Origin of the sequence: Streptomyces sp. TN58, from assembly GCF_001941845.1 — a bacterium.
GTDB lineage: Bacteria > Actinomycetota > Actinomycetes > Streptomycetales > Streptomycetaceae > Streptomyces.
Window position 1 is genome coordinate 4,540,558 of sequence record NZ_CP018870.1, and the last position, 23,868, is coordinate 4,564,425.

Below are 23,868 nucleotides of genomic sequence, written 5' to 3' on the forward strand. Positions count from 1 at the left end.
GGGTCGCCCTCCCCGACCACACCCACCACGGGGCGTGGGAGCGACTGCACCCGCCGCTGATGGAGCCGGCGACGTACGCCGTCGAAACCCGGCCCACCGGCCCGCCCTGGCGACTGTGGGACGACGTCGGGGAGGACCTGGCGGCCCGACAGGGGGTGTACCTGCCGCAGTACGCGGTGTCCTTCGGTTCGCGGGGCCGGGTCGTCATCGCGCCCGGCGACTCCCGGGGCATGGCCCTGATCCCCGACAGGTGCGAGGGCTACTGCATGGGCATCGACGGCCGTGACGGGCCCAATCTGGCGTGCCGGGGCTGCGGACGGGCGGTGGCGACGCGCATGGACGACTGCGGGCTGTGGCAGACGGTGTGGCTGGAGCCCGAGGAGGTCCGGTGCGTGCCCTCGGGCGCGCCGGCCGTCCCGGTCCCCGGCTGGGACGAGCTGGACCTGGGGGCCTGCGCCGTGGCGCCCGTCGAACTCGACGGCTCCTGGAGCTTCCGCTGGGAGGCGGCCGTCATGGTGGCCCTCGCCCGCCTGCTGGTCGCCTGCGAGGGCCGCCCCGTGACCCTGCCCGGTCCCCTCGCCGACCTGGTCGGCGACGCCGTCGCCGGCTTCCTGCCCGCAGGCGGTCCGGCCCTCGCCGCGCGCCTCGCCGGTCCGGGGACGCCCGTGCTCGGGCCCGGCGGCGACGTCCTCCTGGTACCGCGCCACCCGGTCACCGGGGAGTCGTGGCGGCCCCCGGACGGCACGGCCCCCGGACGGCACGGCCCCCGTGGTACCGATGGACATCGGCGTCTGGGCCCACCTCACGCTCCCGGGCGAAGCCTCGCCGCTGCCCGCGACGGGCACGCTGCCGGACGGCGTGCTGCGCGACGACTACCCCCGGCCGCTGCGCCCGGGGGACGGTTTCTGGCCGCACCAGGAGGCGTTCAGGGGCACTCTGACGCACCTCCCCGGCATCCGCCACCCGCAACTGCGCGCCTACCGCGAGCGGTACGGCGCCCGGCCGCGCTAGGGCGTTTTGCGAAAGTCCCGTCCGGCTCGCGGCGCCTGGCGCCGCCCTGCGGGCGCACGACGCCACCTTCGCAACACGCCCTGCCCCAACGGCGGGCCGGGGGATCACCCGGAGGGCTTCGCGTAGTCGGAGAAGCCGGTCCAGTCCAGCGTCACGCAGGGCTCGTCGCCCACCACCCAGGCGTTGTGCCCCGGGTGCACCCGCATGTAGTCGCCGGGCCCGAACTCCGTGCTCTCCCCGTCGTCCGTGACGACCTTCATCCGGCCGCTGACCACGTACCCGGTGTGGTCGGCCTGGCAGCTGTCCGTCCCGGCCAGCGGCTTGATGTGCTCCGACCACTTCCAGCCCGGCTCGAAGACGGCCCGTCCGACGGCGCCGTCCCCCGTGTCCACCAGGTCCAGCCGGCCCATGCCGCCGACGAACGGCCTGGTCTCGTCCGGCTCGTCGAAGTTCCTGCGGTCCATCGCTGCCATGGCGGATCGCCTCCGGGGGAGGAGCGGGCACCCCGAGTCCACTTCTCACGGTACGCCGCGAGTGCGCGTCGCGAAACGCGTTCCGCCCGTGCCGTCACCGCCGTAGCGACCTCCCGAAACCCGAGGCCAGCGGCATCCGCAGGCCAAGCGGCGGCGGCGCGGCCAGGGCGTCCGTGACGGGCCGCGAGTACCGGCCCGAGAAGACCGCCCCCAGGACGAAGTCCACGCCCAGCGCCACCACTTCCGCCTGGTGCTCCCGCAGACCGTGCCCGTCCGAGTGCACCTCGAAGCGGCACGTCGAGCGGTTCGACTTCTTCGCCCGCTCCGCCAGCCGGAAGGAGGCCTCCGGGTCGCTGCGCGCGTCGTTGGTGCCGTGCACGATCAGCACCTGCCGCCCCGACAGCTGTCTCACCGGTTCCAGGGACGCGGAATCCGCCCCGTCCGCTAAGCAGGGGGCGAGCGCCAGAACCGCGTTGACGGCTCCGTGCCCCGCCGCCCGCAGCGCGGCCTGCCCTCCCTCGGCGTAGCCGGCCAGGCACACCGGCACGTCCCCGTACCGCCGCACCGCCTCGTCGGCCGCCCACCGGGCCTGCTCCTCCCGGGAGGACTCCCCGCCGTGGACGACGGCGTGCGCGACCAGCCCGTGCCCGCCGCCCGCCCGGGCCAGCGCCCGCCCGAGCCGACGCATGGGGCCGGGGGAGAGTCTGGACGCCCCGGGAAGCAGGAGCACCACCCCGTTGACCGGGCTTTCCGTCGGACCCGAGCCGGTTCTCGCGCCGGCCGCCCGCCCCAGGCGGGCCCCGCGCGCCGGCGGCGCATGCTGTGCCATGGCGGAACAGTCTCAGACCTTCGGGTGTACGCCATCCGTCCGCGCGGTCTCTGTTACATATCGACGCCCGCCGGGGACACGACACTCTACGCGCGTAGGAGTAGAGTGCGCAGATGACGAGCGAGACCCCCAACCTGCCGACCCCGGATCAGATCCGTCGTTCCCCGAAGGTGCTCCTGCACGATCACCTCGACGGTGGACTGCGTCCCGGGACCATCATCGAGCTGGCCCGCGAGGTCGGTTACGAGAACCTCCCCGAGACCGAGGCCGACAAGCTCGGCATCTGGTTCCGCGAGGCGGCCGACTCCGGCTCCCTCCCGCGCTACCTGGAGACGTTCGCCCACACCTGCGCGGTCATGCAGACGAAGGCGGCCCTCTTCCGCGTCGCCGCCGAGTGCGCCGAGGACCTGGCCGAGGACGGCGTCGTGTACGCCGAGATCCGCTACGCCCCCGAGCAGCACCTCGAAGCCGGCCTGACCCTCGAAGAGGTCGTCGAGGCCGTCAACGACGGCTTCCGCGAGGGCGAGCGCCGCGCCAAGGCCAACGGCCACCGCATCCGCGTCGGCGCCCTGCTGACCGCGATGCGCCACGCGGCCCGCGCGCTGGAGATCGCCGAGCTGGCCAACCGCTACCGCGACAACGGCGTGGTCGGCTTCGACATCGCCGGCGCCGAGGCCGGGTTCCCTCCCACCCGCCACCTCGACGCCTTCGAGTACCTCAAGCGCGAGAACAACCACTTCACGATCCACGCCGGTGAGGCCTTCGGCCTGCCGTCGATTTGGCAGGCCCTGCAGTGGTGCGGCGCCGACCGCCTCGGTCACGGCGTGAAGATCATCGACGACATCGAGGTCGCCGAGGACGGCACGGTCACGCTCGGCCGCCTGGCCAGCTACGTCCGGGACAAGCGCATCCCCCTGGAGATGTGCCCGACCTCGAACCTGCAGACGGCCGCGGCCGCCTCGTACGCCGAGCACCCGATCGGCCTGCTGCGGAAGCTGCACTTCAGGCTCACGGTCAACACCGACAACCGCCTGATGAGCGGCACCAGCATGAGCCGCGAGTTCGAGCACCTGGTGGACACCTTCGGCTACACCCTCGACGACATGCAGTGGTTCACCGTCAATGCGATGAAGTCCGCGTTCATTCCTTTCGATGAACGACTGGCCATGATCAATGAGGTCATCAAGCCCGGCTATGCGGAGCTGAAGTCGGAATGGCTGTTCCGCCAGACCGCTTCCACCAGCGGTTCCGTCTCGGCGTAGGCCATGGCGTGACGTACTGAAAGCGCCCGGGAGAGGCAATTTCCGGGCGCTTTCTCGTATTAAAGGATGTTTGCGGGCGAGGGTTTCACGTGACTAGTTTGCGGAGCCGCTCAATTCCCCGTCGCAAGGAATACCTTTCATGAAGCAGTCAGCTGCCAAGTTCCTCGGTGCCGCCGCCGTCGGTGCCGCCCTCGCGGCCGTCGCCGCCGGCACCGCCTCCGCCGCCGTCCCCGCCATCGGCATCACCGACGCGCTGGGCACCGCCACCGGTGCGCTGGAAGGCGTCACCAGCCAGCAGCAGATGCAGTCCGAAGAGGGGCAGCCGAGCGACCCCACCGCCGCGGTCACGGGCCTGCTGGGTCCGGTCACCGGCGCCCTCAACGGCTGACGCCGACGCGAGACGAACGAACGCACGCACGGCGGTCGCACGCCCCTTCGACGAGGTGTGTGTGCCGCCGTGCGGTGTGCCACGATCACCACCAACTGCCCGCCGACGCACTGGGTATGAGGTTCTCGGTCATGCGCATGAAGGCACGAGCGACGCTGGTCGCACTGGTCCCCGCCCTGCTGTCCGCCGCCGTGGGGTGCGGCAGTACGGACGCCCCCGCGACGGGCAGGTCCCCCGACCCCAAGGGCTCCGCGAGCGCCGACGGCGCGCCCGGCGCCGCCGCGGCACCCACCGACCCGGTCGGCTCGGCGCAGCCGAAGGCCGGCGCCACCAGGCTGGAGCGCTCCGCGCTCGCCCAAGGCGACCTGCCCGGCTATCAGATCTCCGCCCAGGGGAAGAACCCCAACGCCCCGGACGGTCAGCCGCAAGCCGACAAGAAGGCCTGCCAGCCGCTGGCCGACATCATGGGCGACAAGCCGGACCCCGCCGCGCGCGAGACCGTCAACCGGGGCATCGGGTCCCAGAAGCAGACAGGGCTCGCCGTCTCCGCGTCCGTCAGCTCCTACTCCGAGAGCGACGCCAAGGCACTGATCTCCCGGCTCAGGGCCGCCGTCGCCGCCTGCGGAAGCGGCTTCAGCGCCACGGTCGACAAGCAGACCGGCAGCTACCGCGAGATCCGCGCCGCCGACTACCGCACGAGCGGCGACGAGAGCGTCAGCTGGACCACGACCGCGGCGGGCCAGGGCGTCTCCGCGCAGGTCCACCTGGTGGTCGTACGCGAGGGGGACACCGTCGTACGGCTGATGGCCCTCAACGTGGCGGCGGCCCAGCAGAAGGTCCAGGTACCGCAGGAAGTGACCGACAAGCAGCTGGAGAAGGTCCGCAAGGCCGGCTGAGCGCCCTACCAGGCGGTCGAGGCGGACTTCTCGTTCGGCAGCAGCACCCACAGCGCGATGTAGACGAGGAACTGCGGGCCGGGCAGCAGGCACGAGACGGCGAATATGGCGCGCATCGTGTTGGCGGAAATTCCGAAACGCCGTGCGAGTCCGGCGCAGACTCCGCCGATCCAACGGCCGTCACGGGGGCGGACCAAGGCGCTCATGAGGTACTCCTTCGTCGGGATCGCTTTCTTGCGATGACTCAATACTCCCGCTGGACCGCGGACAGAACGTCGGTCCAGGGGCCGAGCCCGACCCTGGAAATCCTCGGGGTGTCCCCCTGATAAACGGCATGTGAGCGGCGCAGCCGGGCCCGCAGCGCCGGTACGACGGCCGCGTGCGCGATCAGAACGCCGAGGGTGTTCAGCAGCACCGAGTCCACGTCGACGACCCGGCCCGGGACCCCGCTCTGGAGCATCTCGATGCTCAGCGAGACCAGCGCGCCGGCCGCGGCGGTCCGCACCAGGGAAGACCAGGCGGCCAGCCGCGACAGCCGGAGCCGCCCGCTGACCAGCGGCACCAGCACTCCCAGCGGGGCCAGCAGCGCCAGCCCCTCCCCGATCCGACGCGTGGCCTCCAGCGGCCCGAGGGCGAGGTCCGCCCGGATCCCCTCCAGCGGGGTCAGATTGCCGGCGGCCGCCCACGGGACGTCAAGGGGCAGCAGGGTCAGCCAGCCGACGGCCACGAGATGGGCGGCGAGCAGGACCCCGGCGAGGAGTCGGAGGCGGAGGGGGATCGCGGTGGCGCCGGCGGGACTGCCGTCGGCCTCAATACGCTGCACACCTGCGAGGACGCACCACCTGGCAGTCCTGGTTCCGCCCCGACGGTGTGGCGGCGGGCACGGCCGCACGACCCGCTCAGCGAGTGGCGAACAGGACGATCAGCACCAGCGCGCCGGCCACGGCGGGCGCGATGATCTCGTACGACCACTGCACCCGCACGCTGCCCTGGGCGCCGGGCCGCTCGGCCCCGCGCTCGGCCATCCGCTGGAGCTCGTCGACGATCCGGTCCGCACTGGCCCGCATCGGCTCGGCCTGGAGCCGGGCCCTCTCACCGGGCGAGCGCCCCGGGGACCGGTCCGGGGACCGCTCCGCACGATCGCGCAGCCCCTCGTACCGCAGACGCTGGCGGTTGGCCTTCTTCCGCTCGCGCAGCGAGACGGGCACGGACCACAGCTGGTACTTCGACCCCTCGGCCAGCACCTCCGCCGAGTAGCCGGAGCGTACGGCGTCCACGGCGGCCCACGGCAGCTCGATGATCCGGAAGGGGTTCCGCACCCGCATCCGGTCGTCGTTGGCGAAGACGGCCGGGCGGATCGTGAACGCCACGATCAGCGGTACGACGCACAGCGCCACCGCCAGGGCGATCCAGGGGGTGTTCCCCGAGCCGCGCACCACGGCGTCCCCGCAGAGCCATGCCGTCAGCGCGAGCAGCAGTACCCCCGATACGACGCCCATGGAGGAGCGGTAGACCCGGTCGTCGTAGACCGGCTCATCGGTCGGCTGCTGGCTGCTCATGGGGTCGATTCTGCCCCACGGCGCCGCGTGGGCATATCGGCCCCATGAGATCCGCGTACAGGATGATGTCGTCGGGGCGCCGGCCGACCGTGAGGCTCGCCCCCGCAGGTGATCACACGCAGCTCCGGGCGGGCGGTGTCGCCGTACACCTTGGCGGTCGGGAAGCGGTCCTCGGTGTCGATTCCATAGCGGATCGGCCAGAACCGGGCGAGGGGGGTGACAGGTCGCTACGCGCGTAGATATGCTCATGTGGTGACCATGCCCACCACCCTCACCGCATTCGCTGACGTGACGACGTCCGACAGTGCGCTGCGCCGCTTCCTGCACGGGCTGCCCGGCGTCGACGCTGTCGGTCTGGAGGCCCGCGCGGCCTCCCTCGGCACCCGCTCGATCAAGACGACGGCCAAGGCGTACGCCATCGACCTGGCCATCTCGATGATCGACCTGACGACGCTGGAAGGCGCGGACACCCCGGGCAAGGTCCGGGCGCTCTCCGCCAAGGCCGTCAATCCCGATCCGACCGACCGCACGACCCCCATGACGGCTGCCGTCTGCGTCTACCCCGACATGGTGGCCACCGCCAAGGCCGCGCTGAACGGAGCCGACGTCAAGGTCGCCTCCGTCGCCACCGCCTTCCCGGCCGGCCGCGCCGCCCTGCCCGTCAAGCTCGCCGACACCCGCGACGCCGTCGCCGCCGGCGCCGACGAGATCGACATGGTCATCGACCGTGGCGCCTTCCTCGCCGGCCGCTACCTGGAGACGTACGAGCTGATCAAGGCCGTCAAGGAGGCCTGCGTCCGCGAGGACGGGAGCGCCGCCCGCCTGAAGGTCATCTTCGAGACCGGCGAGCTGTCGACCTACGACAACATCCGCCGCGCCTCCTGGATCGGCATGCTCGCGGGCGCCGACTTCATCAAGACGTCGACCGGCAAGGTGGGCGTCAACGCCACCCCCGCGAACACCCTGCTCATGCTCGAAGCCGTCCGCGACTTCAAGGCGCAGACTGGAATCCAGATCGGCGTGAAGCCGGCCGGCGGCATCCGCACCACCAAGGACGCGATCAAGTTCCTGGTCCTGGTCAACGAGACCGCGGGCGAGGACTGGCTGAGCAACACCTGGTTCCGCTTCGGCGCCTCCAGCCTGCTCAACGACCTGCTGATGCAGCGCCAGAAGCTGAGCACCGGCCGTTACTCCGGTCCCGACTACGTGACGGTGGACTGATCACCATGGCATCCCTCTTCGAGTACGCACCGGCCCCCGAGTCCCGCTCGGTCGTCGACATCGCCCCCTCCTACGGGCTCTTCATCGACGGCGAGTTCACCGACGCCGCCGACGGCAAGGTATTCAAGACCGTCTCGCCCAGCAGCGAGGAAGTCCTCTCCGAGGTCGCCCAGGCCGGCGCCGCCGACGTCGACCGCGCCGTCAAGGCCGCCCGCAAGGCCTTCGAGAAGTGGTCCGCGCTGCCCGGCTCCGAGCGCGCCAAGTACCTCTTCCGCATCGCCCGGATCATCCAGGAACGCAGCCGCGAGCTCGCCGTCCTGGAAACCCTCGACAACGGCAAGCCGATCAAGGAGACCCGCGACGCGGACCTCCCCCTGGTCGCCGCGCACTTCTTCTACTACGCCGGCTGGGCCGACAAGCTCGACCACGCCGGCTACGGCCCCAACCCGCGCCCGCTCGGCGTCGCCGGCCAGGTCATCCCCTGGAACTTCCCGCTGCTGATGCTCGCCTGGAAGATCGCCCCGGCGCTCGCCACCGGCAACACGGTCGTGCTGAAGCCGGCCGAGACGACCCCGCTGTCCGCCCTGTTCTTCGCGGACATCTGCCGCCAGGCCGGCCTGCCCAAGGGCGTCGTCAACATCCTCACCGGCTACGGCGACGCCGGCGCCGCCCTCGTCGAGCACCCCGACGTCAACAAGGTCGCCTTCACCGGCTCGACCGCCGTCGGCAAGGCCATCGCCCGCCAGATCGCCGGCACCGACAAGAAGGTCACCCTGGAACTGGGCGGCAAGGGCGCCAACATCGTCTTCGACGACGCCCCCGTCGACCAGGCCGTCGAAGGCATCGTCAACGGCATCTTCTTCAACCAGGGCCAGGTCTGCTGCGCGGGCTCCCGCCTCCTGGTCCAGGAGTCGATCCACGACGAACTGCTCGACTCCCTCAAGCGCCGCCTCTCCACGCTGCGCCTCGGCGACCCGCTCGACAAGAACACCGACATCGGCGCCATCAACTCCGCCGAACAGCTCGCCCGGATCACCGCCCTCGCCGACACCGGCGAAGCCGAAGGCGCCGAACGCTGGTCCCCGGCCTGCGAGCTGCCTTCCGCCGGCTACTGGTTCGCCCCGACGCTCTTCACCAACGTCACCCAGGCACACACCGTCGCCCGCGACGAGATCTTCGGGCCGGTGCTGTCCGTCCTCACCTTCCGCACCCCCGACGAGGCCGTCGCCAAGGCCAACAACAGCCAGTACGGCCTCTCCGCCGGCATCTGGACCGAGAAGGGCTCCCGCATCCTCGCCGTCGCGAACAAGCTCCGCGCCGGCGTGGTGTGGGCCAACACGTTCAACAAGTTCGACCCGACCTCGCCCTTCGGCGGCTACAAGGAATCGGGCTTCGGCCGCGAAGGCGGCCGCCACGGTCTGGAGGCCTACCTCGATGTCTGAGTCCTCTGTGCGTCTGAACGTCTTCAAGACCTACAAGCTGTACGTCGGGGGCAAGTTCCCCCGCTCCGAGAGCGGCCGGGTGTACGAGGTGAGCGACACGAAGGGCAAGTGGCTGGCCAACGCCCCCCTGTCCTCCCGCAAGGACGCCCGTGACGCGGTCGTCGCGGCCCGCAAGGCCTTCGGCGGCTGGTCCGGGGCAACCGCCTACAACCGCGGCCAGATCCTCTACCGCATCGCCGAGATGCTGGAGGGCCGCCGCGAACAGTTCGTCCGCGAGGTCGGCGAAGCCGAAGGCCTGTCCAAGTCCAAGGCCGCCGCCGTCGTCGACGCGGCCATCGACCGCTGGGTCTGGTACGCGGGCTGGACCGACAAGATCGGCCAGATCGTCGGCGGGGCCAACCCCGTCGCCGGTCCGTTCTTCAACCTGTCGACCCCCGAGCCGACCGGTGTCGTCACCGTCATCGCGCCCCAGGAATCCTCCTTCCTGGGCCTGGTCTCGGTGATCGCCCCCGTGATCGCCACCGGCAACACGGCAGTCGTCATCGCCTCGGAGAAGGCGCCGCTCCCCGCCCTCTCCCTGGGCGAAGTGCTCGCCACCTCCGACCTGCCCGGCGGCGTCGTCAACATCCTCTCCGGCAAGGCCGACGAGATGGGCCCCCACCTGGCCTCCCACCAGGACGTCAACGCCATCGACCTCGCCGGAGCGGACGCGGCACTCGCCAAGGAGCTGGAGATCGCGGCAGCCGACAACCTCAAGCGCGTCCTGCGTCCACAGCCTGTGGACGACTGGAACGCCGACCCGGGCACGTCGCGCATGACGGCGTTCCTGGAAACCAAGACCGTCTGGCACCCCACGGGATCGCTGGGCGCAAGCGGTTCGTCTTACTAGGGGGCTCGGTTCGCCTCCGGCGGCGCTTTTGTCGGCTCCAGGCGGCCGTGCGTCCTCGAAACCGCTCGTATCCCCCCTTTTTCGGGCTCGGCTCGCCTCCGGCGGCGCTGATGTCGGCTCCAGGCGGCCGTGCGTCCTCGAAACCGCTCGTACTCCCCCTTTTTCGGGCTCGGCTCGCCTCCGGCGGCGCTTTTGTCGGCTCCAGGCGGCCGTGCGTCCTCGAAACCGCTCGTTCCTCGCGGTTTCTCCGGGCGCTCGGCCGCCTTCGCCGACGCGCCGCCTTCGGCTCACTCGCCCGGGCTGCGTCAGTGGGGGGTCAGGGGGCCCAGGAGGGACGAGACGGCCGCGGTGGGGAGTTCGCCCACCGACGGGCCCTGGGTGAGGATCCCCGTGACCGCCGTCGTGCCCACCGACGGGAAGTCGGCGATCTTCGTGGCGACGCCGTTGTCCAGCGGGTCCACACCGGTGTGGGCCAGGGGGTTCACCTTCAGGTTCGCGATCGGGTCCGTGACGCCGGCCACGGCGGCCGGAACGTCGAGCTCACCGGCCTGCGCACCGCCCGCGGCCATCGCCAGCGCGGCGCCGGCCATCGAGAGGGTGAGCCCCGCGCTGCGGAGCCGGTTCGGTGCCGAAGGGCCTGCGTGCCGTGCCATGGGATCCCACCTGTGGTCGTAGTCGCGTGCGCACGCAGCGTAGTGGAGGTGTGTTCCTGGACACCAACCGGTCACCGGGAGGATCCCCTACCCGGGGGAATGGTTCAGACTGGTGTCCCGTGAGCTCTTCCTCTCCTTCGCCGACCCGGGTCGTCCTGCTGACCGGTCCGTCGGGCTCCGGCAAATCCTCCCTCGCCGCCCGCTCCGGGCTACCCGTGCTGCGCCTCGACGACTTCTACAAGGAGTGCGAGGACCCCACCCTCCCCCTGGTGGAGGGCACCTCCGACATCGACTGGGACTCCCCGCTGTCCTGGGACGCGGACGCCGCCGTCGCCGCCATCGCCGAACTGTGCGCGTCGGGACGTACGGACGTGCCGGTGTACGACATCTCCACCAGCTCCCGCACCGGCCGGGACACCCTCGACATCGCCCGCACCCCGCTGTTCATCGCGGAGGGCATCTTCGCCGCGGACATCGCCGCCCGCTGCCGGGAACTCGGCCTCCTCGCGGACGCCATCTGCCTGCGCGGCCGCCCCTCGACGACCTTCCGCCGCCGGCTCGCCCGCGATCTGCGCGAGGGCCGCAAGTCCGTGCCGTTCCTGCTGCGCAGGGGCCTGCGGCTGATGCGCGCCGAACGCGGCATCGTGGCCCGCCACGTCGCCCTCGGCGCACACGCCTGCGGCCGCGACGAAGCCCTCGGCCGCCTGTCCGCCGCCGAGGCGGGCCGCCGCCGCGCCACCACCCCGGCATAGGGCGGGCCGGGGCCGCACCCCGCGCCCCCGAAGCGCAGCGCCCGCAGACGTGAAAAGGCGGGATCATGCGGACCCCCGGCCGCTTGATCCCGCCTCTTCTCCCCCCAACGGCCCCCGCCCCACCCCCGCAGGACGGGCCCCCCGGCCCGATGGTCCGTGCAGGCCGCGTTACGCGACCAGCTCCTCGAAGGACTCCGCCTCGTCGCGGCCGAAGCTCAGCGACTCGTCCTCCCGCAGGCGCCGCAGCGAGCGCCAGATGCTCGACTTCACCGTGCCGACGCTGATCCCGAGGATCTCCGCGATCTCCGGGTCCGTGCGGCCCTCGTAGTAACGCAGCACCAGCATCGTGCGCTGCGGCTCCGGGATCCGGGTCAGCGCCTGCCACAGCACCGCGCGCAGCTCCGTACCGCGCATCGCGTCCGTGTCGGACGCCGTCTCCGGCAGCTCCTCCGTCGGGTACTCGTTCAGCTTCCGCCGGCGCCACGCGCTGATGTGCAGGTTCGTCATCGTGCGGCGCAGGTACCCGCCGACCGCCGCCTTGTCGCTGATCCGGTCCCAGGCGCGGTACGTGGAGAACAGCGCGCTCTGCAGCAGGTCCTCGGCCTCGTAACGGTCACCGGTCAGGTGGAAGGCCGTCGCGTACAGAGCGGCCCGCCGCTCCTGGACGTACGCCGTGAACTCCGCCTCCGACGTGGAGGACGGGGTCTGCTGCCGGTCGGGAACCGCCTGGTACTGGTTTGCGTCAATGGCTACGACGTGGGCCGGCCGGGGCCGGGCGACCGCCACCGTACGGACACCCGCCCGGCGGTTCACATCGTGCAGCCGCGTGACAACCGCGCTGGTGCTGGTGCTGTGCAGCGTGTTCATCTCGCGCCCCCCGTCGTGGAGTGTCTCTGCTTCGGATCGCTGTGCGTTGACAAGAAGACTGCCCGGCCGACTTAACCGGGGTGTCCGTCGACTGTCACAGCACTGTCACAGCGGCCGTCGGAAGGACCTCGGCGGACTCCCGCAGGATCTCGTGCACCTGACGGTCGAACTCCCGACGGGCTATGGGACAGAATGAGCCCGTGCCTTTCCTGTTGCTGATCGAGGACGACGACGCCATCCGCACGGCCCTCGAACTCTCCCTGTCACGCCAGGGCCACCGTGTGGCCACCGCGGCGACGGGCGAGGACGGCCTCCAGCTGCTCCGCGAGCAGCGGCCGGATCTGATCGTGCTGGACGTGATGCTGCCCGGGATCGACGGTTTCGAGGTGTGCCGGCGGATCCGCCGCACCGACCAACTGCCGATCATCCTGCTCACCGCGCGCAGCGACGACATCGACGTGGTCGTCGGCCTGGAGTCCGGCGCCGACGACTACGTGGTCAAGCCCGTCCAGGGGCGCGTCCTCGACGCCCGCATCCGGGCCGTGCTGCGCCGCGGCGAACGCGAGTCGAGCGACTCGGCGAGCTTCGGCTCCCTCGTCATCGACCGGGCCGCCATGACGGTGACGAAGAACGGCGAGGACCTCCAGCTCACGCCGACCGAGCTGCGACTCCTCCTCGAACTGAGCCGCCGGCCCGGCCAGGCGCTCTCCCGCCAGCAGCTGCTTCGCCTGGTCTGGGAGCACGACTACCTCGGCGACTCGCGGCTCGTCGACGCCTGCGTCCAGCGGCTGCGCGCCAAGGTCGAGGACGTGCCCTCCTCGCCCACCCTGATCCGTACGGTTCGGGGCGTCGGCTACCGCCTGGACTCCCCGCAGTGATCCGGTCGTTGCTCGCGGGCCGGCGCTGGACCAGCCTGCGGCTGCGGCTCCTCGTGGTGTTCGCACTGGTCGCGCTGACGGCCGCCGTGTCCGCGTCCGGAATCGCCTACTGGCTCAACCGCGAGGCCGTCCTCACCCGCGTCCAGGAGGCCGCCCTCGGCGACTTCCGGCAGGAGATGCAGAACCGCGCCGCCGCGCTGCCCGCCGACCCCACGCCCGAGGAACTGCAGCGCACCGCCGAGCTGATGGCGGGCAGCAGCCCCGGCTACAGCGTGCTGCTCGTCCAGGAGGGCAAGGACAACCGCCAGATGTACGGCGCGGCCGGGCCCGACAGCTTCCGGCTCTCGGACGTACCCAAGTCCCTGCAGCACGCGGTGAACGACCGCCAGAAGACGACCGCGGCCAACGACGCCGAATACCACGTGTACTGGCAGCGGACGAAGCCGCGCGGCAACCCCTACCTGGTCGGCGGCACACGGATCGTGGGCGGCGGGCCGACCGGCTACATGTACAAGTCCCTCGCCCAGGAGCGGGACGACCTCAACGCGCTCGCCTGGTCGTTGACCATCGCCACCGGCCTCGCGCTGCTCGGCTCCGCGCTGCTCGCGCAGGCCGCGGCCCGTACCGTACTCAAGCCCGTACAGCGGCTCGGGGACGCGGCGCGGCGGCTCGGCGAGGGCGAACTGGACCACCGGCTTGAGGTGTCGGGCACGGACGAACTCGCCGACCTGTCGCACACCTTCAACAAGACGGCCGAGGCGCTGGAGAAGAAGGTCGCCGACATGAGCGCGCGGGAGGAGGCCAGCCGGCGCTTCGTCGCGGACATGTCGCACGAGCTGCGCACCCCGCTGACGGCGCTGACGGCGGTCGCCGAGGTGCTGGAGGAGGAGGTCGAAGACCTCGATCCGATGATCGCACCGGCGGTGGGCCTGGTGGTCAGCGAGACCCGCCGGCTGAACATCCTGGTCGAGAACCTGATGGAGGTCACCCGCTTCGACGCGGGCACGGCCAAGCTGGTCCTGGACGACGTCAACGTCGCCGACCAGGTCACGGCCTGCATCGACGCCAGGGCCTGGCTCGACGCGGTCGAACTCGACGCCGCGCGGGACATCACGGTGCGGCTCGACCCGCGCCGCCTCGACGTCATCCTGGCCAACCTGATCGGCAACGCGCTCAAGCACGGCGGCTCGCCGGTGCGGGTGTCGGTGACCGTGGAGGAGGACTGGCTGATGATCGCGGTCCAGGACAACGGTCCGGGCATCCCAGAGGAGGTCCTGCCGCACGTCTTCGACCGCTTCTACAAGGCGAGCGCGTCGCGGCCGAAGTCGGACGGGAGCGGGCTCGGTCTGTCGATCGCCGTGGAGAACGCGCACATCCACGGCGGCGACATCACCGCGGCCAACGTGCCGGGCGGCGGGGCGCTGTTCACCCTGCGGCTGCCGGTGGACGTGGGAAAGGCGATCAGTGGTGACCTGGATGCGTAGGGCCCTGCCGGCGCTGCCGGCCGTACTGGTCCCGCTGGTCGGGATCGCGCTGCTCGCGACGTCGGGCTGCGGGATCCGGGCGACGACCGTGCCCGTGGACGTGGGCGCGGCGCCGTCGCGCGTCTCGTGCGACACGCCGGCCCAGCCGGGCGGGCAGAGCGGCGCGCCGGGCTTCCGGGCCAAGGTGGAGCTGGTCTGCGGTTCGCAGCTGGTGGGTGTGGAGCGGATCGTCCCGATGCCGGAGAAGAGCACCGTACGGGACCCCGCCGTCCAGGCGGCGCAGGCGCTGCTGGAGGCGCTGGAGCGGACGCCGAGCGCGGAGGAGCGGGACGCCGGCTTCACGACCGGGGTCCCGGCCGGGCTGACGGCGGGCGCGCCGAAGGCGGGCGACCCGGCGGGCACGGTGCGGCTCAGCCGCAAGCCGGAGGACCTGCCGCCGGTGGCGCTGTCGCAGATCGTGTGCACGCTGGCGGGCAGCGAGTCGGTGTCGGCCGGGCCGGGCCCGGTGGTCCTGGGCGGACCGGACGCCGATCCGCCGCGGGCGTGGGAGTGCACCGACGCGGTCCGCTCGCGGCCGGAGTCGGTGCCGACGCTGGGCGAGATCGTCCGGCCGACGCCGTCCCCCTCGCCGGGACGCTGAGCCCGGCGCCGGCCGCCGCCACGGGGGCTCCGCCCCCGGACCCCCGCGCCTCAAGCGCCGGCGGGGCTGGTTTTGGGGGCTCCGCCCCCGGGCCCCGCGCCTCAAGCGCCGGCGGGGCTGGCTTTGGGGCTCGGCCGGGGCTGGCTTTCAGCCCGTCCGGCGATTGAGGACCGGGTCCGGGCGGAGGCCGGGAAACGGTGAAAGGGCGGGGCGGGGAGAAGGCTCCGCGCAGCGGCCCCGGACACGCCGACGGCCCCCCGAGCCGAGGTTCGGGGGGCCGAGGGAAAGCGGGTGGCCAGGCCCCCGCCGGACGGGACGGGAACCTGGCCGGGCGGGGCCGGAGCCCCGCAATCCGTTCGACGGACGGAGTACGGCGCAGCGGCGCGACGCCGGCGAGGCCCGCCGGAGCCGAGACGCGCGAGCGGCGCCGAAGGGGTCAGAGGCCCATCGCCGCCGCGAGGTCCTTCTTGATCGCGTCCAGGACTTCCTGGCCGGTCACGCGGGCGGCCGCGAGGCCGGAGGCCTCGGCCACCGGGACCACGACCTCCAGATAGCACTTCAGCTTGGGCTCCGTGCCCGACGGTCGGCAGATCACCCGGGCCTTGTACTCGCCCTCAAGGTAGTAGCGCAGGCCGTCGGTGGGCGGGAGCCTGTCCGTGCCCTGGTTCAGGTCCTCCGCCGACACCACGCGCAGGCCCGCCAGCGACACCGGCGGCTCGGCGCGCAGCCGCGCCATCGCGTTCGCGATGACCGACAGGTCCGACACGCGGACCGACAGCTGGTCGGTGGCGTGCAGGCCGTGGGCCATCGCCAGGTCGTCCAGCAGGTCGGTCAGGGTGCGGCCCTGCTCCTTGAGCTCCGAGGCCAGCTCCGCCACCAGCAGGGCGGCGGTGATGCCGTCCTTGTCGCGGACGCCCTCCGGGTCCACGCAGTAGCCGAGGGCCTCCTCGTAGCCGTAGCGCAGGCCGTCGACGCGGGCGATCCACTTGAAGCCCGTCAGGGTCTCCTCGTAGCCGACGCCGGCCGCCTCCGCGATCCGGCCGAGCAGGCTGGACGAGACGATCGACTCGGCGAAGACGCCCTGCGCGCCCTTGTGCACCAGGTGCGCCGCGAGCAGCGCGCCGACCTCGTCGCCGCGCAGCATCCGCCAGCCGTCCGCGGTGGGGACGGCCACCGCGCAGCGGTCGGCGTCGGGGTCGTTCGCGAGCACGATGTCCGGCTGGACCTCGGCGGCCCTGGCGAAGGCCAGGTCCATCGCACCCGGCTCCTCCGGGTTGGGGAACGCCACCGTCGGGAAGGCCGGGTCCGGTTCGGCCTGCTCGGTGACCAGGACCGGCTCCGGGAAGCCGTGCCGGGCGAAGGCCGCCATGACCACGTCCTTGCCGACACCGTGCATGGCCGTGTAGACGGTCCGCACGCCCCGGGGGGAACCGGGGGTAAGGACGGCGTCCGTACGGGCCAGGTAGGCCTCCAGGACCTCGTCGCCGAGGTCCTCCCAGCCTGACTCCGGGCGGGGGACCGAGGCGAGCGTGCCGACGCGGGCGATCTCCGCGGCGATCTCCGCGTCCGCCGGGGAGACGATCTGCGAGCCGTCGCCGAGGTAGACCTTGTAGCCGTTGTCCCGCGGCGGGTTGTGGCTCGCGGTCACCTCGACGCCGGCGACGGCACCCAGGTGCCTTATGGCGTACGCGAGGACGGGCGTGGGCAGCGGGCGGGGCAGGACGGCCGCGCGCAGGCCTGCGCCGGTCATGACGGCCGCGGTGTCGCGGGCGAAGTCCGCCGACTTGTAGCGGGCGTCGTAGCCGACGACGACCAGGCCGCCGGCGTGGCCCTGGGCCTTCAGGTAGGCCGCGAGGCCCGCCGCGGCCCGGATGACCACGCTGCGGTTCATCCGCATCGGGCCCGCGCCGATCTCACCGCGCAGTCCGGCCGTGCCGAACTGGAGCGTGCCGGAGAACCGGTCGGCCAGTTCCGCCGTGTCGCCCGCCTCGACGAGCGCCGCGAGCTCGGCCGCCGTCTCCGGGTCGGGGTCCTCCGCCAGCCAGGCCTGCGCCCGGGTGATCAGGTCGTCCTGTACCTGCACTACTTCCGCCTTACCTCTCGTACGGTCCCGGGGCCTCAGATGCGGGCGAGCACCTGGGTCAGCAGCTTGCCCATGCGCGCGGCCGAGTCACGGCCGGCCTGCAGGACCTCTTCGTGGTTCAGCGGCTCGCCGGAGATGCCCGCCGCCAGGTTCGTGACCAGGGAGATGCCGAGCACCTCGGCGCCGGCCTCACGGGCGGCGATGGCCTCCAGCACGGTGGACATGCCGACGAGGTCGGCGCCCATCACGCGGATCATGTTGATCTCGGCCGGGGTCTCGTAGTGCGGGCCGGGGAACTGCACGTAGACGCCCTCCTCCAGGGAGGGGTCGATCTCCTTGCACAGCGCGCGCAGGCCGGGCGAGTACAGGTTCGTCAGGTCCACGAAGTTCGCGCCGATGATCGGCGAGGTGGCCGTCATGTTGATGTGGTCGCTGATGAGGACCGGCTGGCCGGGCTGCATGCCCTCACGCAGGCCGCCGCAGCCGTTGGTCAGCACGACGGTCTTGCAGCCCGCGGCGACGGCGGTGCGGACACCGTGGGCGACGGCGGCGACGCCGCGGCCCTCGTAGTAGTGGGTGCGGCCGAGGAAGACCAGCGCACGCTTGTCGCCGATCTTGTACGAGCGGACCTTGCCGCCGTGTCCTTCGACGGCGGCCGGCGGGAACCCGGGCAGCTCGGTGACGAGGAACTCGGCCTCGGGGGCGCCCAGGGCCTCGGCGGCCGGGGCCCAGCCGGAGCCCATGACGAGGGCGACATCGTGGGTCTCGGCGCCGGTCAGCTCCCGCAGGCGGGCGGCTGCGGCGTCGGCGGCGGCGGTGGGATCGGTAACAGATGCGTTCACGCAGACGAGCGTAGCCGCTCATTGCCTACGCGCGTAGATGGCACAGCTCACCATGCGCGGATCGTTGTCTTGTCGTTTCCGACCAATTGTCCGCCGTGACCTACCGTGACGTGCGGTGACCGGCGGGTACGGGATGTGGGAGCCGTCCGCACGGGGGGCGGGAGGCTCGCGCCGGGGTCAGCAGGGGCGCTTGCGCAGCTCCATCACGTAGTCGTGCGGGGCGCCGGCGGACTCGGCCGCGTCGGCGATCTCGCCCAGGTAGCGCGCCGAGGGCAGGCCGCCCTCGTAGCCGTTGAGCACGTAGCACCAGGCGGCCTCGTCGCCGTCCAGCGTGTGCACCCGGATCCGCATGCGCCGGTAGATGTCGAGCCCGACGCCCTCCCAGCGGTCCATCGAGTCCTCGTCCAGCGGGGCGATGTCGTACAGGGCGACGAAGACCTGGTGGCGCGGGGCCTCGACGATCGTGGCGAGGGAGCCCTCCCACCCCATCTGCTCGCCGCCGAAGGTCAGCCGCCAGTCGTTGATCCAGCCCGTGCCGCGCAGCGGCGAATGGGGAGCGCGGCGCGTCATCAGCCGCGGGTCGAGGTTGCCGGCGTACGCGGCGTAGAGCGACATGAGGTCGAGGGTACGGGAGGGGCGGCCGTGGACGTGTGCCAGGCGGGGGTACACCCGGACGGAGTCCCGGGCGGGGACCGGGCGCGAAGCACCTTGAAGCGTGCGGGACAATGGAGCACGGAATGCATCCCCCGGGGAGACCCCCCGGACGCCGGCCGGGGCGGCAGCCGGCCGGGTAGACGTGAGGCGGACTTTTCGTGACCCGGATCGTGATCATCGGCGGCGGACCCGGCGGGTATGAGGCGGCGCTGGTCGGCGCCCAGCTCGGTGCGGAGGTGACCGTCGTGGACTGCGACGGCCTGGGCGGGGCCTCCGTCCTCACCGACTGCGTACCTTCCAAGACCCTGATCGCGACCGCAGAGGTGATGACCACCTTCGACTCCTCCTACGAGGAGCTGGGGATCATCGTCGCGGACGACACCCCGCACCTGGAGCAGGCGGCGCGCGTCGTGGGCGTGGACCTCGGCAAGGTGAACCGGCGCGTCAAGCGCCTCGCGCTCGCCCAGTCGCACGACATCACCGCCTCCGTCACCCGGGCCGGCGCCAAGGTCATGCGGGGCCGCGGCAAGCTGGGCGGCCCGCAGGGCATCGACGGCACCCGGGACGTCATCGTCACCGCCGCCGACGGGACCGAGACGATCCTGACGGCCGACGCCGTCCTCATCGCCACCGGCGGCACCCCGCGCGAGATCCCCGACGCCCAGCCCGACGGCGAGCGCATCCTGAACTGGACCCAGGTCTACGACCTGGAGGAGCTCCCCGAGGAGCTCATCGTGGTCGGCTCGGGTGTGACCGGCGCCGAGTTCGCCGGCGCGTACCAGGCCCTCGGCTCCCGGGTGACCCTGGTGTCCTCCCGCGACCGCGTGCTGCCGGGCGAGGACCCCGACGCGGCCGCCGTCCTGGAGGACGTCTTCCGGCGCCGCGGCATGAACGTCGTCGGACGCTCGCGCGCCGAGTCCGCCAAGCGGGTCGGCGACCGGGTCGAGGTCACCCTCTCCGACGGCCGGGTGCTGACCGGCAGCCACTGCCTGATGGCGGTCGGCGCGATCCCGAACACGCAGAACATGAACCTGGAGGAGTCCGGCGTCCGGCTCAAGGACTCCGGGCACATCTGGACCGACAAGGTCTCCCGCACCTCCGCGCCGGGCGTGTACGCCGCCGGCGACGTCACGGGCGTCTTCGCGCTCGCGTCCGTCGCGGCCATGCAGGGGCGCATCGCGATGTACCACTTCCTCGGCGACGCGGTGGCCCCGCTGAACCTGAAGACGGTCTCCTCGAACGTCTTCACCGACCCCGAGATCGCCACCGTCGGCTACACCCAGGCGGACGTGGACGCGGGCAAGATCCACGCCCGTGTCGTGAAGCTCCCCCTGCTGCGCAACCCGCGGGCCAAGATGCAGGGCATCCGGGACGGCTTCGTGAAGATGTTCTGCCGCCCCGGCACGGGCATCGTGGTGGGCGGCGTGGTCGTCTCGCCGCGCGCGAGCGAGCTCATCCACCCGATCTCGATCGCCGTCGACAACAATCTGACGGTCGAGCAGATCGCAAAGGCGTTCACCGTGTACCCCTCGCTGTCGGGATCGATCGCCGAGGTGGCCCGCCAGCTGCACACGCGGAAGGCCGACGGAGAGGCGTAAGCGGACCCAACCGCCCCACGCCCCAAGGGCGTTGGGGCGGTTTGCGGTCGCGTGGCGGGACGTCCGCCCCAGTCGCAGGGCCCGTATACCACTAGCAGCCCCGTTCCATGGACAACTTCGGTATTCCGGCGGAAAGAGCTGAAAGCAGACGGTCGTTGGGGTTACTGTCAGTTTCGTGTTCGCTGCAGAACGTCGCCAATTGATCCTCGAAATGGTGCGGGCCAACGGAGCGGTGTCGCTCCGGGAGCTCGCCCGCGTCGTCCAGACCTCCGAAGTGACCGTACGGCGGGACGTGCGGGCACTGGAGGCCGAAGGACTCCTCGACCGCCGACACGGCGGTGCGGTCTTGCCGGGCGGTTTCACGCGGGAGTCCGGCTTTCCGCAAAAGTCCCATCTCGCGACGGCGGAGAAGACCGCCATTGCCGATGTCGCGGCCGGCCTCGTCGAAGAGGGCGAGGCCGTCGTGGTCGGCGCGGGCACCACGACGCAGGAGCTGGCCCGCCGGCTCGCCCGGGTGCCCGGCCTGACCGTGGTGACCAACTCCCTCCTGGTCGCCCAGGCGTTGGCGCACGCCAACCGGGTCGAAGTCGTCATGACGGGCGGCACCCTGCGCGGCTCCAACTACGCCCTCGTGGGCAGCGGCGCCGAGCAGTCCCTCCAGGGGCTGCGAGTGTCCCGGGCCTTCCTGTCGGGCAGCGGCCTGACGGCGGAGCGCGGCCTGTCCACGTCCAACATGCTCAGCGCGAGCGTGGACCGGGCCCTCGTCCAGGCCGCGGCGGAGGTGGTGGTCCTGGCGGACCACACGAAGCTCGGTACGGACACCATGTTCCAGACGGTGCCGACGGATGTGATGACCCGCCTGGTCACGGACGAGCCCCCGCCGCACGACGACCGCGCCGCCACCGAGCTCCAGGCGCTGGCCGACCAGGGCGTCCAGATCACCGTGGCGGGCGGCCCCGTGGCCTCCGGCGGCGTGGACGGCATGGGCGCCCGCCGCCCCCGCCGCGACTCCCCCCTCCCGGTCCAGCGCCGCGGCGGCCCGACGGCCCAGCTCCGCAGCGCGTCCCCCCTCCCGGACCCGGTCGAACGGGAACGGGAGCGAGCGAGGGTGGCGGACATGCGGCGGCGCTAGCCAGCACTAGGAATCACGAAGGCCCCGCCCGGTTCGGGCGGGGCCTTCGCGTGGACGCGACCTGGGACGTCAGTCCTTGATCTCGCAGATCGTGGCGCCCGAGGTGACGGAGGCGCCGACTTCGGCGGTGAGGCCGACGACGGTGCCGGAGCGGTGCGCGTTGAGCGGCTGCTCCATCTTCATCGCTTCCAGTACGACGATCAGTTCGCCCTCGGTCACCTGCTGGCCCTCCTCGACGGCGACCTTGACGATCGTGCCCTGCATCGGGGAGGCGAGGGTGTCGCCGGAGGCCGCCGGGCCGGACTTCTTGGCCGCGCGGCGCTTGGGCTTGGCACCGCCCGCGGCGGCCGTGCGGGCCAGGGTCATGCCGAGGGAGGACGGCAGCGAGACTTCCAGGCGCTTGCCGCCGACCTCGACCACGACCGTCTCGCGGCCCGGCTCGTCCTCGGTGTCCTCCGCGGCCGGAGCCGTGAACGCCGGGATCTCGTTGACGAACTCGGTCTCGATCCAGCGGGTGTAGACGGTGAAGGGGCTGCCGTCGGTGGGGGCGAACGCCGGGTCGGCGACGACCGCACGGTGGAAGGGGATGGCGGTGGCCATGCCCTCGACCTCGAACTCGGCGAGGGCGCGGGCGGCGCGCTGGAGCGCCTGCTCGCGGGTGGCGCCGGTGACGATCAGCTTGGCGAGGAGGGAGTCCCAGGCCGGGCCGATGACGGAGCCGGACTCGACACCGGCGTCGAGGCGCACGCCCGGGCCGGTCGGCGCGACGAACTTCGTCACGGTGCCGGGCGCCGGGAGGAAGCCGCGGCCCGGGTCCTCGCCGTTGATGCGGAACTCGATGGAGTGGCCGCGCAGGACCGGGTCGCCGTAGCCGAGCTCCTCGCCGTCGGCGATGCGGAACATCTCGCGCACCAGGTCGATGCCGGCGACCTCTTCGGTGACCGGGTGCTCGACCTGGAGGCGGGTGTTGACCTCCAGGAAGGAGATCAGGCCGTCGGCGGAGACGAGGAACTCCACCGTGCCGGCGCCGACGTAGCCGGCCTCCTTCAGGATGGCCTTGGACGCGGCGTACAGCTCCGCGTTCTGAGCGTCGGTCAGGAACGGCGCGGGGGCTTCCTCGACCAGCTTCTGGTGGCGGCGCTGGAGGGAGCAGTCACGGGTCGAGACGACGACGACGTTGCCGTGCGAGTCGGCCAGGCACTGGGTCTCGACGTGGCGCGGCTTGTCGAGGTAGCGCTCGACGAAGCACTCGCCGCGGCCGAAGGCGGCGACGGCCTCGCGGACGGCGGAGTCGTAGAGCTCGGGCACCTCTTCGAGGGTGCGGGCGACCTTCAGGCCGCGGCCGCCACCGCCGAAGGCGGCCTTGATGGCGATCGGGAGGCCGTGCTCCTTGGCGAAGGCGACGACCTCCTCGGCCCCGGAGACCGGGTCCGGGGTGCCGGCGACGAGCGGCGCGCCGGCGCGCTGGGCGATGTGACGGGCGGCCACCTTGTCGCCGAGGTCGCGGATGGCCTGCGGCGGCGGGCCGATCCAGGTCAGACCCGCGTCGATCACGGCCTGGGCGAAGTCGGCGTTCTCGGACAGGAAGCCGTATCCGGGGTGGATGGCGTCCGCACCCGAGTCGGCGGCGGCCTGGAGGACCTTGGAGATGTCCAGGTAGCTCGCGGCCGGGGTGTCACCGCCCAACGCGAAAGCTTCGTCTGCCGCGCGGACGTGCAGGGCGTCCCGGTCCGGATCGGCGTAGACGGCTACGCTCGCGATCCCGGCGTCCCGGCAGGCCCGAGCAACGCGGACAGCGATTTCGCCACGGTTGGCGATGAGCACCTTGCGCACGATGGCTCCCTCCTTGGAACAAGCTGAGTTTAGGGACAGCCCACACGGCCTTTCGACCCTTCCCCGGTGGTGACCTTGCCCACACAGAGTGTGATGCGAGGCCCGCTCCGCCGGAGAACCCTTGTGGCGCCCCAGGTCAGGGGGATCCCCAACTGCACAGTAGCCCTGTCATGTATCCAAGGTCTCTGTCTCCCCGGTCAGCGGCCCCGGGTGATTCTTTGTCGAGTCCCTACGAACGGCGCACATCTTCCTTGCGGTCGTGAGCGGAGTTGTCCCCTTGTTTACTGATTGGTAGCAGCCCCGTCGTCCCAGCCATACCCGGGACAACACCGTACCCACAGCCGTGCGGCCCGTGCGGGTCCCGGGCGGGCGGCAGCGCGGCGGGTGTACTCCGGATGGTCGACGCCGACACCGGGGGCGGATTCGGTGCGGATTCGGTGAGGAGCCGGTGCGGGGTCGGGTGTGGCGCCCTCGCCGGGGAT

General features: G+C 72.0%; 24 protein-coding genes. 13 read left to right on the forward strand and 11 right to left on the reverse strand.

Going from position 1 to position 23,868, the window contains the following annotated elements; translation table 11 throughout:
* Positions 1-777: 777 nt before the first annotated feature.
* Positions 778-1,011: a hypothetical protein gene (locus BSL84_RS37650; RefSeq protein ID WP_324616542.1), complete on the forward strand. Its 234-nt coding sequence runs from the start codon at positions 778-780 to the stop codon at positions 1,009-1,011.
* Positions 1,012-1,115: 104 nt separating this feature from the next.
* Here the strand turns inward: BSL84_RS37650 and BSL84_RS20735 are convergent, their stop codons facing one another.
* On the reverse strand, positions 1,116-1,484 hold the full coding sequence (locus BSL84_RS20735; protein WP_030027606.1) for a cupin domain-containing protein: 369 nt from the start codon (positions 1,482-1,484) through the stop codon (positions 1,116-1,118).
* A gap of 94 nt (positions 1,485-1,578) precedes the next feature.
* Positions 1,579-2,313 (reverse strand): hypothetical protein, encoded by a 735-nt coding sequence (locus BSL84_RS20740; protein ID WP_030027607.1) that lies wholly within the window; start codon positions 2,311-2,313, stop codon positions 1,579-1,581.
* Between the two features lie 113 nt (positions 2,314-2,426).
* Between BSL84_RS20740 and BSL84_RS20745 the strand changes: the two genes are divergently transcribed.
* From BSL84_RS20745 to BSL84_RS20755, 3 genes are all read left to right on the forward strand, one after another.
* Positions 2,427-3,575 (forward strand): adenosine deaminase, encoded by a 1,149-nt coding sequence (locus BSL84_RS20745; protein WP_030027608.1) that lies wholly within the window; start codon positions 2,427-2,429, stop codon positions 3,573-3,575.
* Positions 3,576-3,714: 139 nt separating this feature from the next.
* Positions 3,715-3,963 carry a hypothetical protein gene (locus BSL84_RS20750; RefSeq protein ID WP_030027609.1) on the forward strand — a complete coding sequence of 83 codons (249 nt, stop codon included), beginning with the start codon at positions 3,715-3,717 and terminating at the stop codon, positions 3,961-3,963.
* A 131-nt stretch (positions 3,964-4,094) separates the two neighbouring features.
* The gene (locus BSL84_RS20755; RefSeq protein ID WP_234363489.1) at positions 4,095-4,859 is read left to right on the forward strand and encodes a hypothetical protein; all 765 of its coding nucleotides are present in this window, start codon (positions 4,095-4,097) and stop codon (positions 4,857-4,859) included.
* 5 nt (positions 4,860-4,864) lie between these two features.
* Here BSL84_RS20755 and BSL84_RS20760 read toward each other — a convergent pair whose 3' ends face one another.
* From BSL84_RS20760 to BSL84_RS20770, 3 genes are all read right to left on the reverse strand, one after another.
* Positions 4,865-5,065 (reverse strand): PspC domain-containing protein, encoded by a 201-nt coding sequence (locus BSL84_RS20760; protein ID WP_030027611.1) that lies wholly within the window; start codon positions 5,063-5,065, stop codon positions 4,865-4,867.
* A gap of 38 nt (positions 5,066-5,103) precedes the next feature.
* Positions 5,104-5,673 (reverse strand): VanZ family protein, encoded by a 570-nt coding sequence (locus BSL84_RS20765; protein ID WP_037661345.1) that lies wholly within the window; start codon positions 5,671-5,673, stop codon positions 5,104-5,106.
* 85 nt (positions 5,674-5,758) lie between these two features.
* Entirely contained in the window at positions 5,759-6,418 is a 660-nt protein-coding gene (locus tag BSL84_RS20770) for a PH domain-containing protein (RefSeq protein ID WP_075970888.1), read from the reverse strand.
* A gap of 258 nt (positions 6,419-6,676) precedes the next feature.
* Between BSL84_RS20770 and deoC the strand changes: the two genes are divergently transcribed.
* Genes deoC through BSL84_RS20790 form a run of 3 tightly spaced genes read left to right on the forward strand, consistent with a single transcriptional unit; the run spans position 6,677 to position 9,970 of the window.
* Positions 6,677-7,639, forward strand: coding sequence for a deoxyribose-phosphate aldolase (gene deoC, locus BSL84_RS20780; RefSeq protein ID WP_030027615.1), 963 nt, complete (start codon positions 6,677-6,679; stop codon positions 7,637-7,639).
* 5 nt (positions 7,640-7,644) lie between these two features.
* On the forward strand, positions 7,645-9,081 hold the full coding sequence (locus tag BSL84_RS20785) for an aldehyde dehydrogenase family protein (protein ID WP_030027616.1): 1,437 nt from the start codon (positions 7,645-7,647) through the stop codon (positions 9,079-9,081).
* Complete coding sequence (locus BSL84_RS20790) at positions 9,074-9,970, forward strand: aldehyde dehydrogenase family protein (RefSeq protein ID WP_045323118.1); 897 nt, start codon at positions 9,074-9,076, stop codon at positions 9,968-9,970. The genes BSL84_RS20785 and BSL84_RS20790 overlap by 8 nt, the downstream gene beginning before the upstream one ends.
* A gap of 305 nt (positions 9,971-10,275) precedes the next feature.
* Here the strand turns inward: BSL84_RS20790 and BSL84_RS20795 are convergent, their stop codons facing one another.
* A complete protein-coding gene (locus tag BSL84_RS20795) occupies positions 10,276-10,623 on the reverse strand; it encodes a hypothetical protein (RefSeq protein ID WP_030027620.1) in 348 nt (115 codons plus the stop codon).
* 50 nt (positions 10,624-10,673) lie between these two features.
* On the opposite strand from BSL84_RS20795, the gene BSL84_RS20800 reads away from it, so the two are divergent.
* Positions 10,674-11,375, forward strand: coding sequence for a uridine kinase family protein (locus BSL84_RS20800; protein ID WP_075970889.1), 702 nt, complete (start codon positions 10,674-10,676; stop codon positions 11,373-11,375).
* Between the two features lie 168 nt (positions 11,376-11,543).
* Here BSL84_RS20800 and BSL84_RS20805 read toward each other — a convergent pair whose 3' ends face one another.
* The gene (locus tag BSL84_RS20805) at positions 11,544-12,242 is read right to left on the reverse strand and encodes a SigE family RNA polymerase sigma factor (protein ID WP_045321870.1); all 699 of its coding nucleotides are present in this window, start codon (positions 12,240-12,242) and stop codon (positions 11,544-11,546) included.
* A gap of 200 nt (positions 12,243-12,442) precedes the next feature.
* Here BSL84_RS20805 and afsQ1 point away from each other — a divergent pair, with 200 nt between their 5' ends.
* The 3 genes from afsQ1 to BSL84_RS20820 are packed head-to-tail and all read left to right on the forward strand — an operon-like array spanning position 12,443 to position 15,244.
* Positions 12,443-13,120: a two-component system response regulator AfsQ1 gene (gene afsQ1 / locus BSL84_RS20810; protein WP_030031138.1), complete on the forward strand. Its 678-nt coding sequence runs from the start codon at positions 12,443-12,445 to the stop codon at positions 13,118-13,120.
* Positions 13,018-14,604 carry an ATP-binding protein gene (locus BSL84_RS20815; protein WP_420711154.1) on the forward strand — a complete coding sequence of 529 codons (1,587 nt, stop codon included), beginning with the start codon at positions 13,018-13,020 and terminating at the stop codon, positions 14,602-14,604. Before afsQ1 ends, BSL84_RS20815 begins: the two co-directional genes overlap by 103 nt.
* Positions 14,597-15,244, forward strand: a complete 648-nt coding sequence (locus BSL84_RS20820) for a hypothetical protein (RefSeq protein WP_075972167.1) — start codon at positions 14,597-14,599, stop codon at positions 15,242-15,244. Before BSL84_RS20815 ends, BSL84_RS20820 begins: the two co-directional genes overlap by 8 nt.
* 436 nt (positions 15,245-15,680) lie before the next feature.
* Here BSL84_RS20820 and BSL84_RS20825 read toward each other — a convergent pair whose 3' ends face one another.
* The 3 genes from BSL84_RS20825 to BSL84_RS20835 all read right to left on the reverse strand — a co-directional run bounded on the left by BSL84_RS20825 (position 15,681) and on the right by BSL84_RS20835 (position 18,784).
* A complete protein-coding gene (locus BSL84_RS20825; protein ID WP_075970890.1) occupies positions 15,681-17,327 on the reverse strand; it encodes a phospho-sugar mutase in 1,647 nt (548 codons plus the stop codon).
* A gap of 35 nt (positions 17,328-17,362) precedes the next feature.
* Entirely contained in the window at positions 17,363-18,169 is an 807-nt protein-coding gene (locus BSL84_RS20830; RefSeq protein ID WP_045321862.1) for a purine-nucleoside phosphorylase, read from the reverse strand.
* A gap of 177 nt (positions 18,170-18,346) precedes the next feature.
* Entirely contained in the window at positions 18,347-18,784 is a 438-nt protein-coding gene (locus tag BSL84_RS20835) for a gamma-glutamylcyclotransferase (RefSeq protein ID WP_030029477.1), read from the reverse strand.
* A 197-nt stretch (positions 18,785-18,981) separates the two neighbouring features.
* On the opposite strand from BSL84_RS20835, the gene BSL84_RS20840 reads away from it, so the two are divergent.
* Both BSL84_RS20840 and BSL84_RS20845 read left to right on the forward strand, forming a co-directional pair.
* Complete coding sequence (locus tag BSL84_RS20840) at positions 18,982-20,421, forward strand: NAD(P)H-quinone dehydrogenase (RefSeq protein ID WP_075970891.1); 1,440 nt, start codon at positions 18,982-18,984, stop codon at positions 20,419-20,421.
* A gap of 175 nt (positions 20,422-20,596) precedes the next feature.
* A complete protein-coding gene (locus tag BSL84_RS20845) occupies positions 20,597-21,553 on the forward strand; it encodes a DeoR/GlpR family DNA-binding transcription regulator (RefSeq protein ID WP_075970892.1) in 957 nt (318 codons plus the stop codon).
* Between the two features lie 69 nt (positions 21,554-21,622).
* Here the strand turns inward: BSL84_RS20845 and BSL84_RS20850 are convergent, their stop codons facing one another.
* Entirely contained in the window at positions 21,623-23,386 is a 1,764-nt protein-coding gene (locus BSL84_RS20850) for an acetyl/propionyl/methylcrotonyl-CoA carboxylase subunit alpha (protein ID WP_030029259.1), read from the reverse strand.
* Between the last annotated feature and the right edge of the window lie 482 nt (positions 23,387-23,868).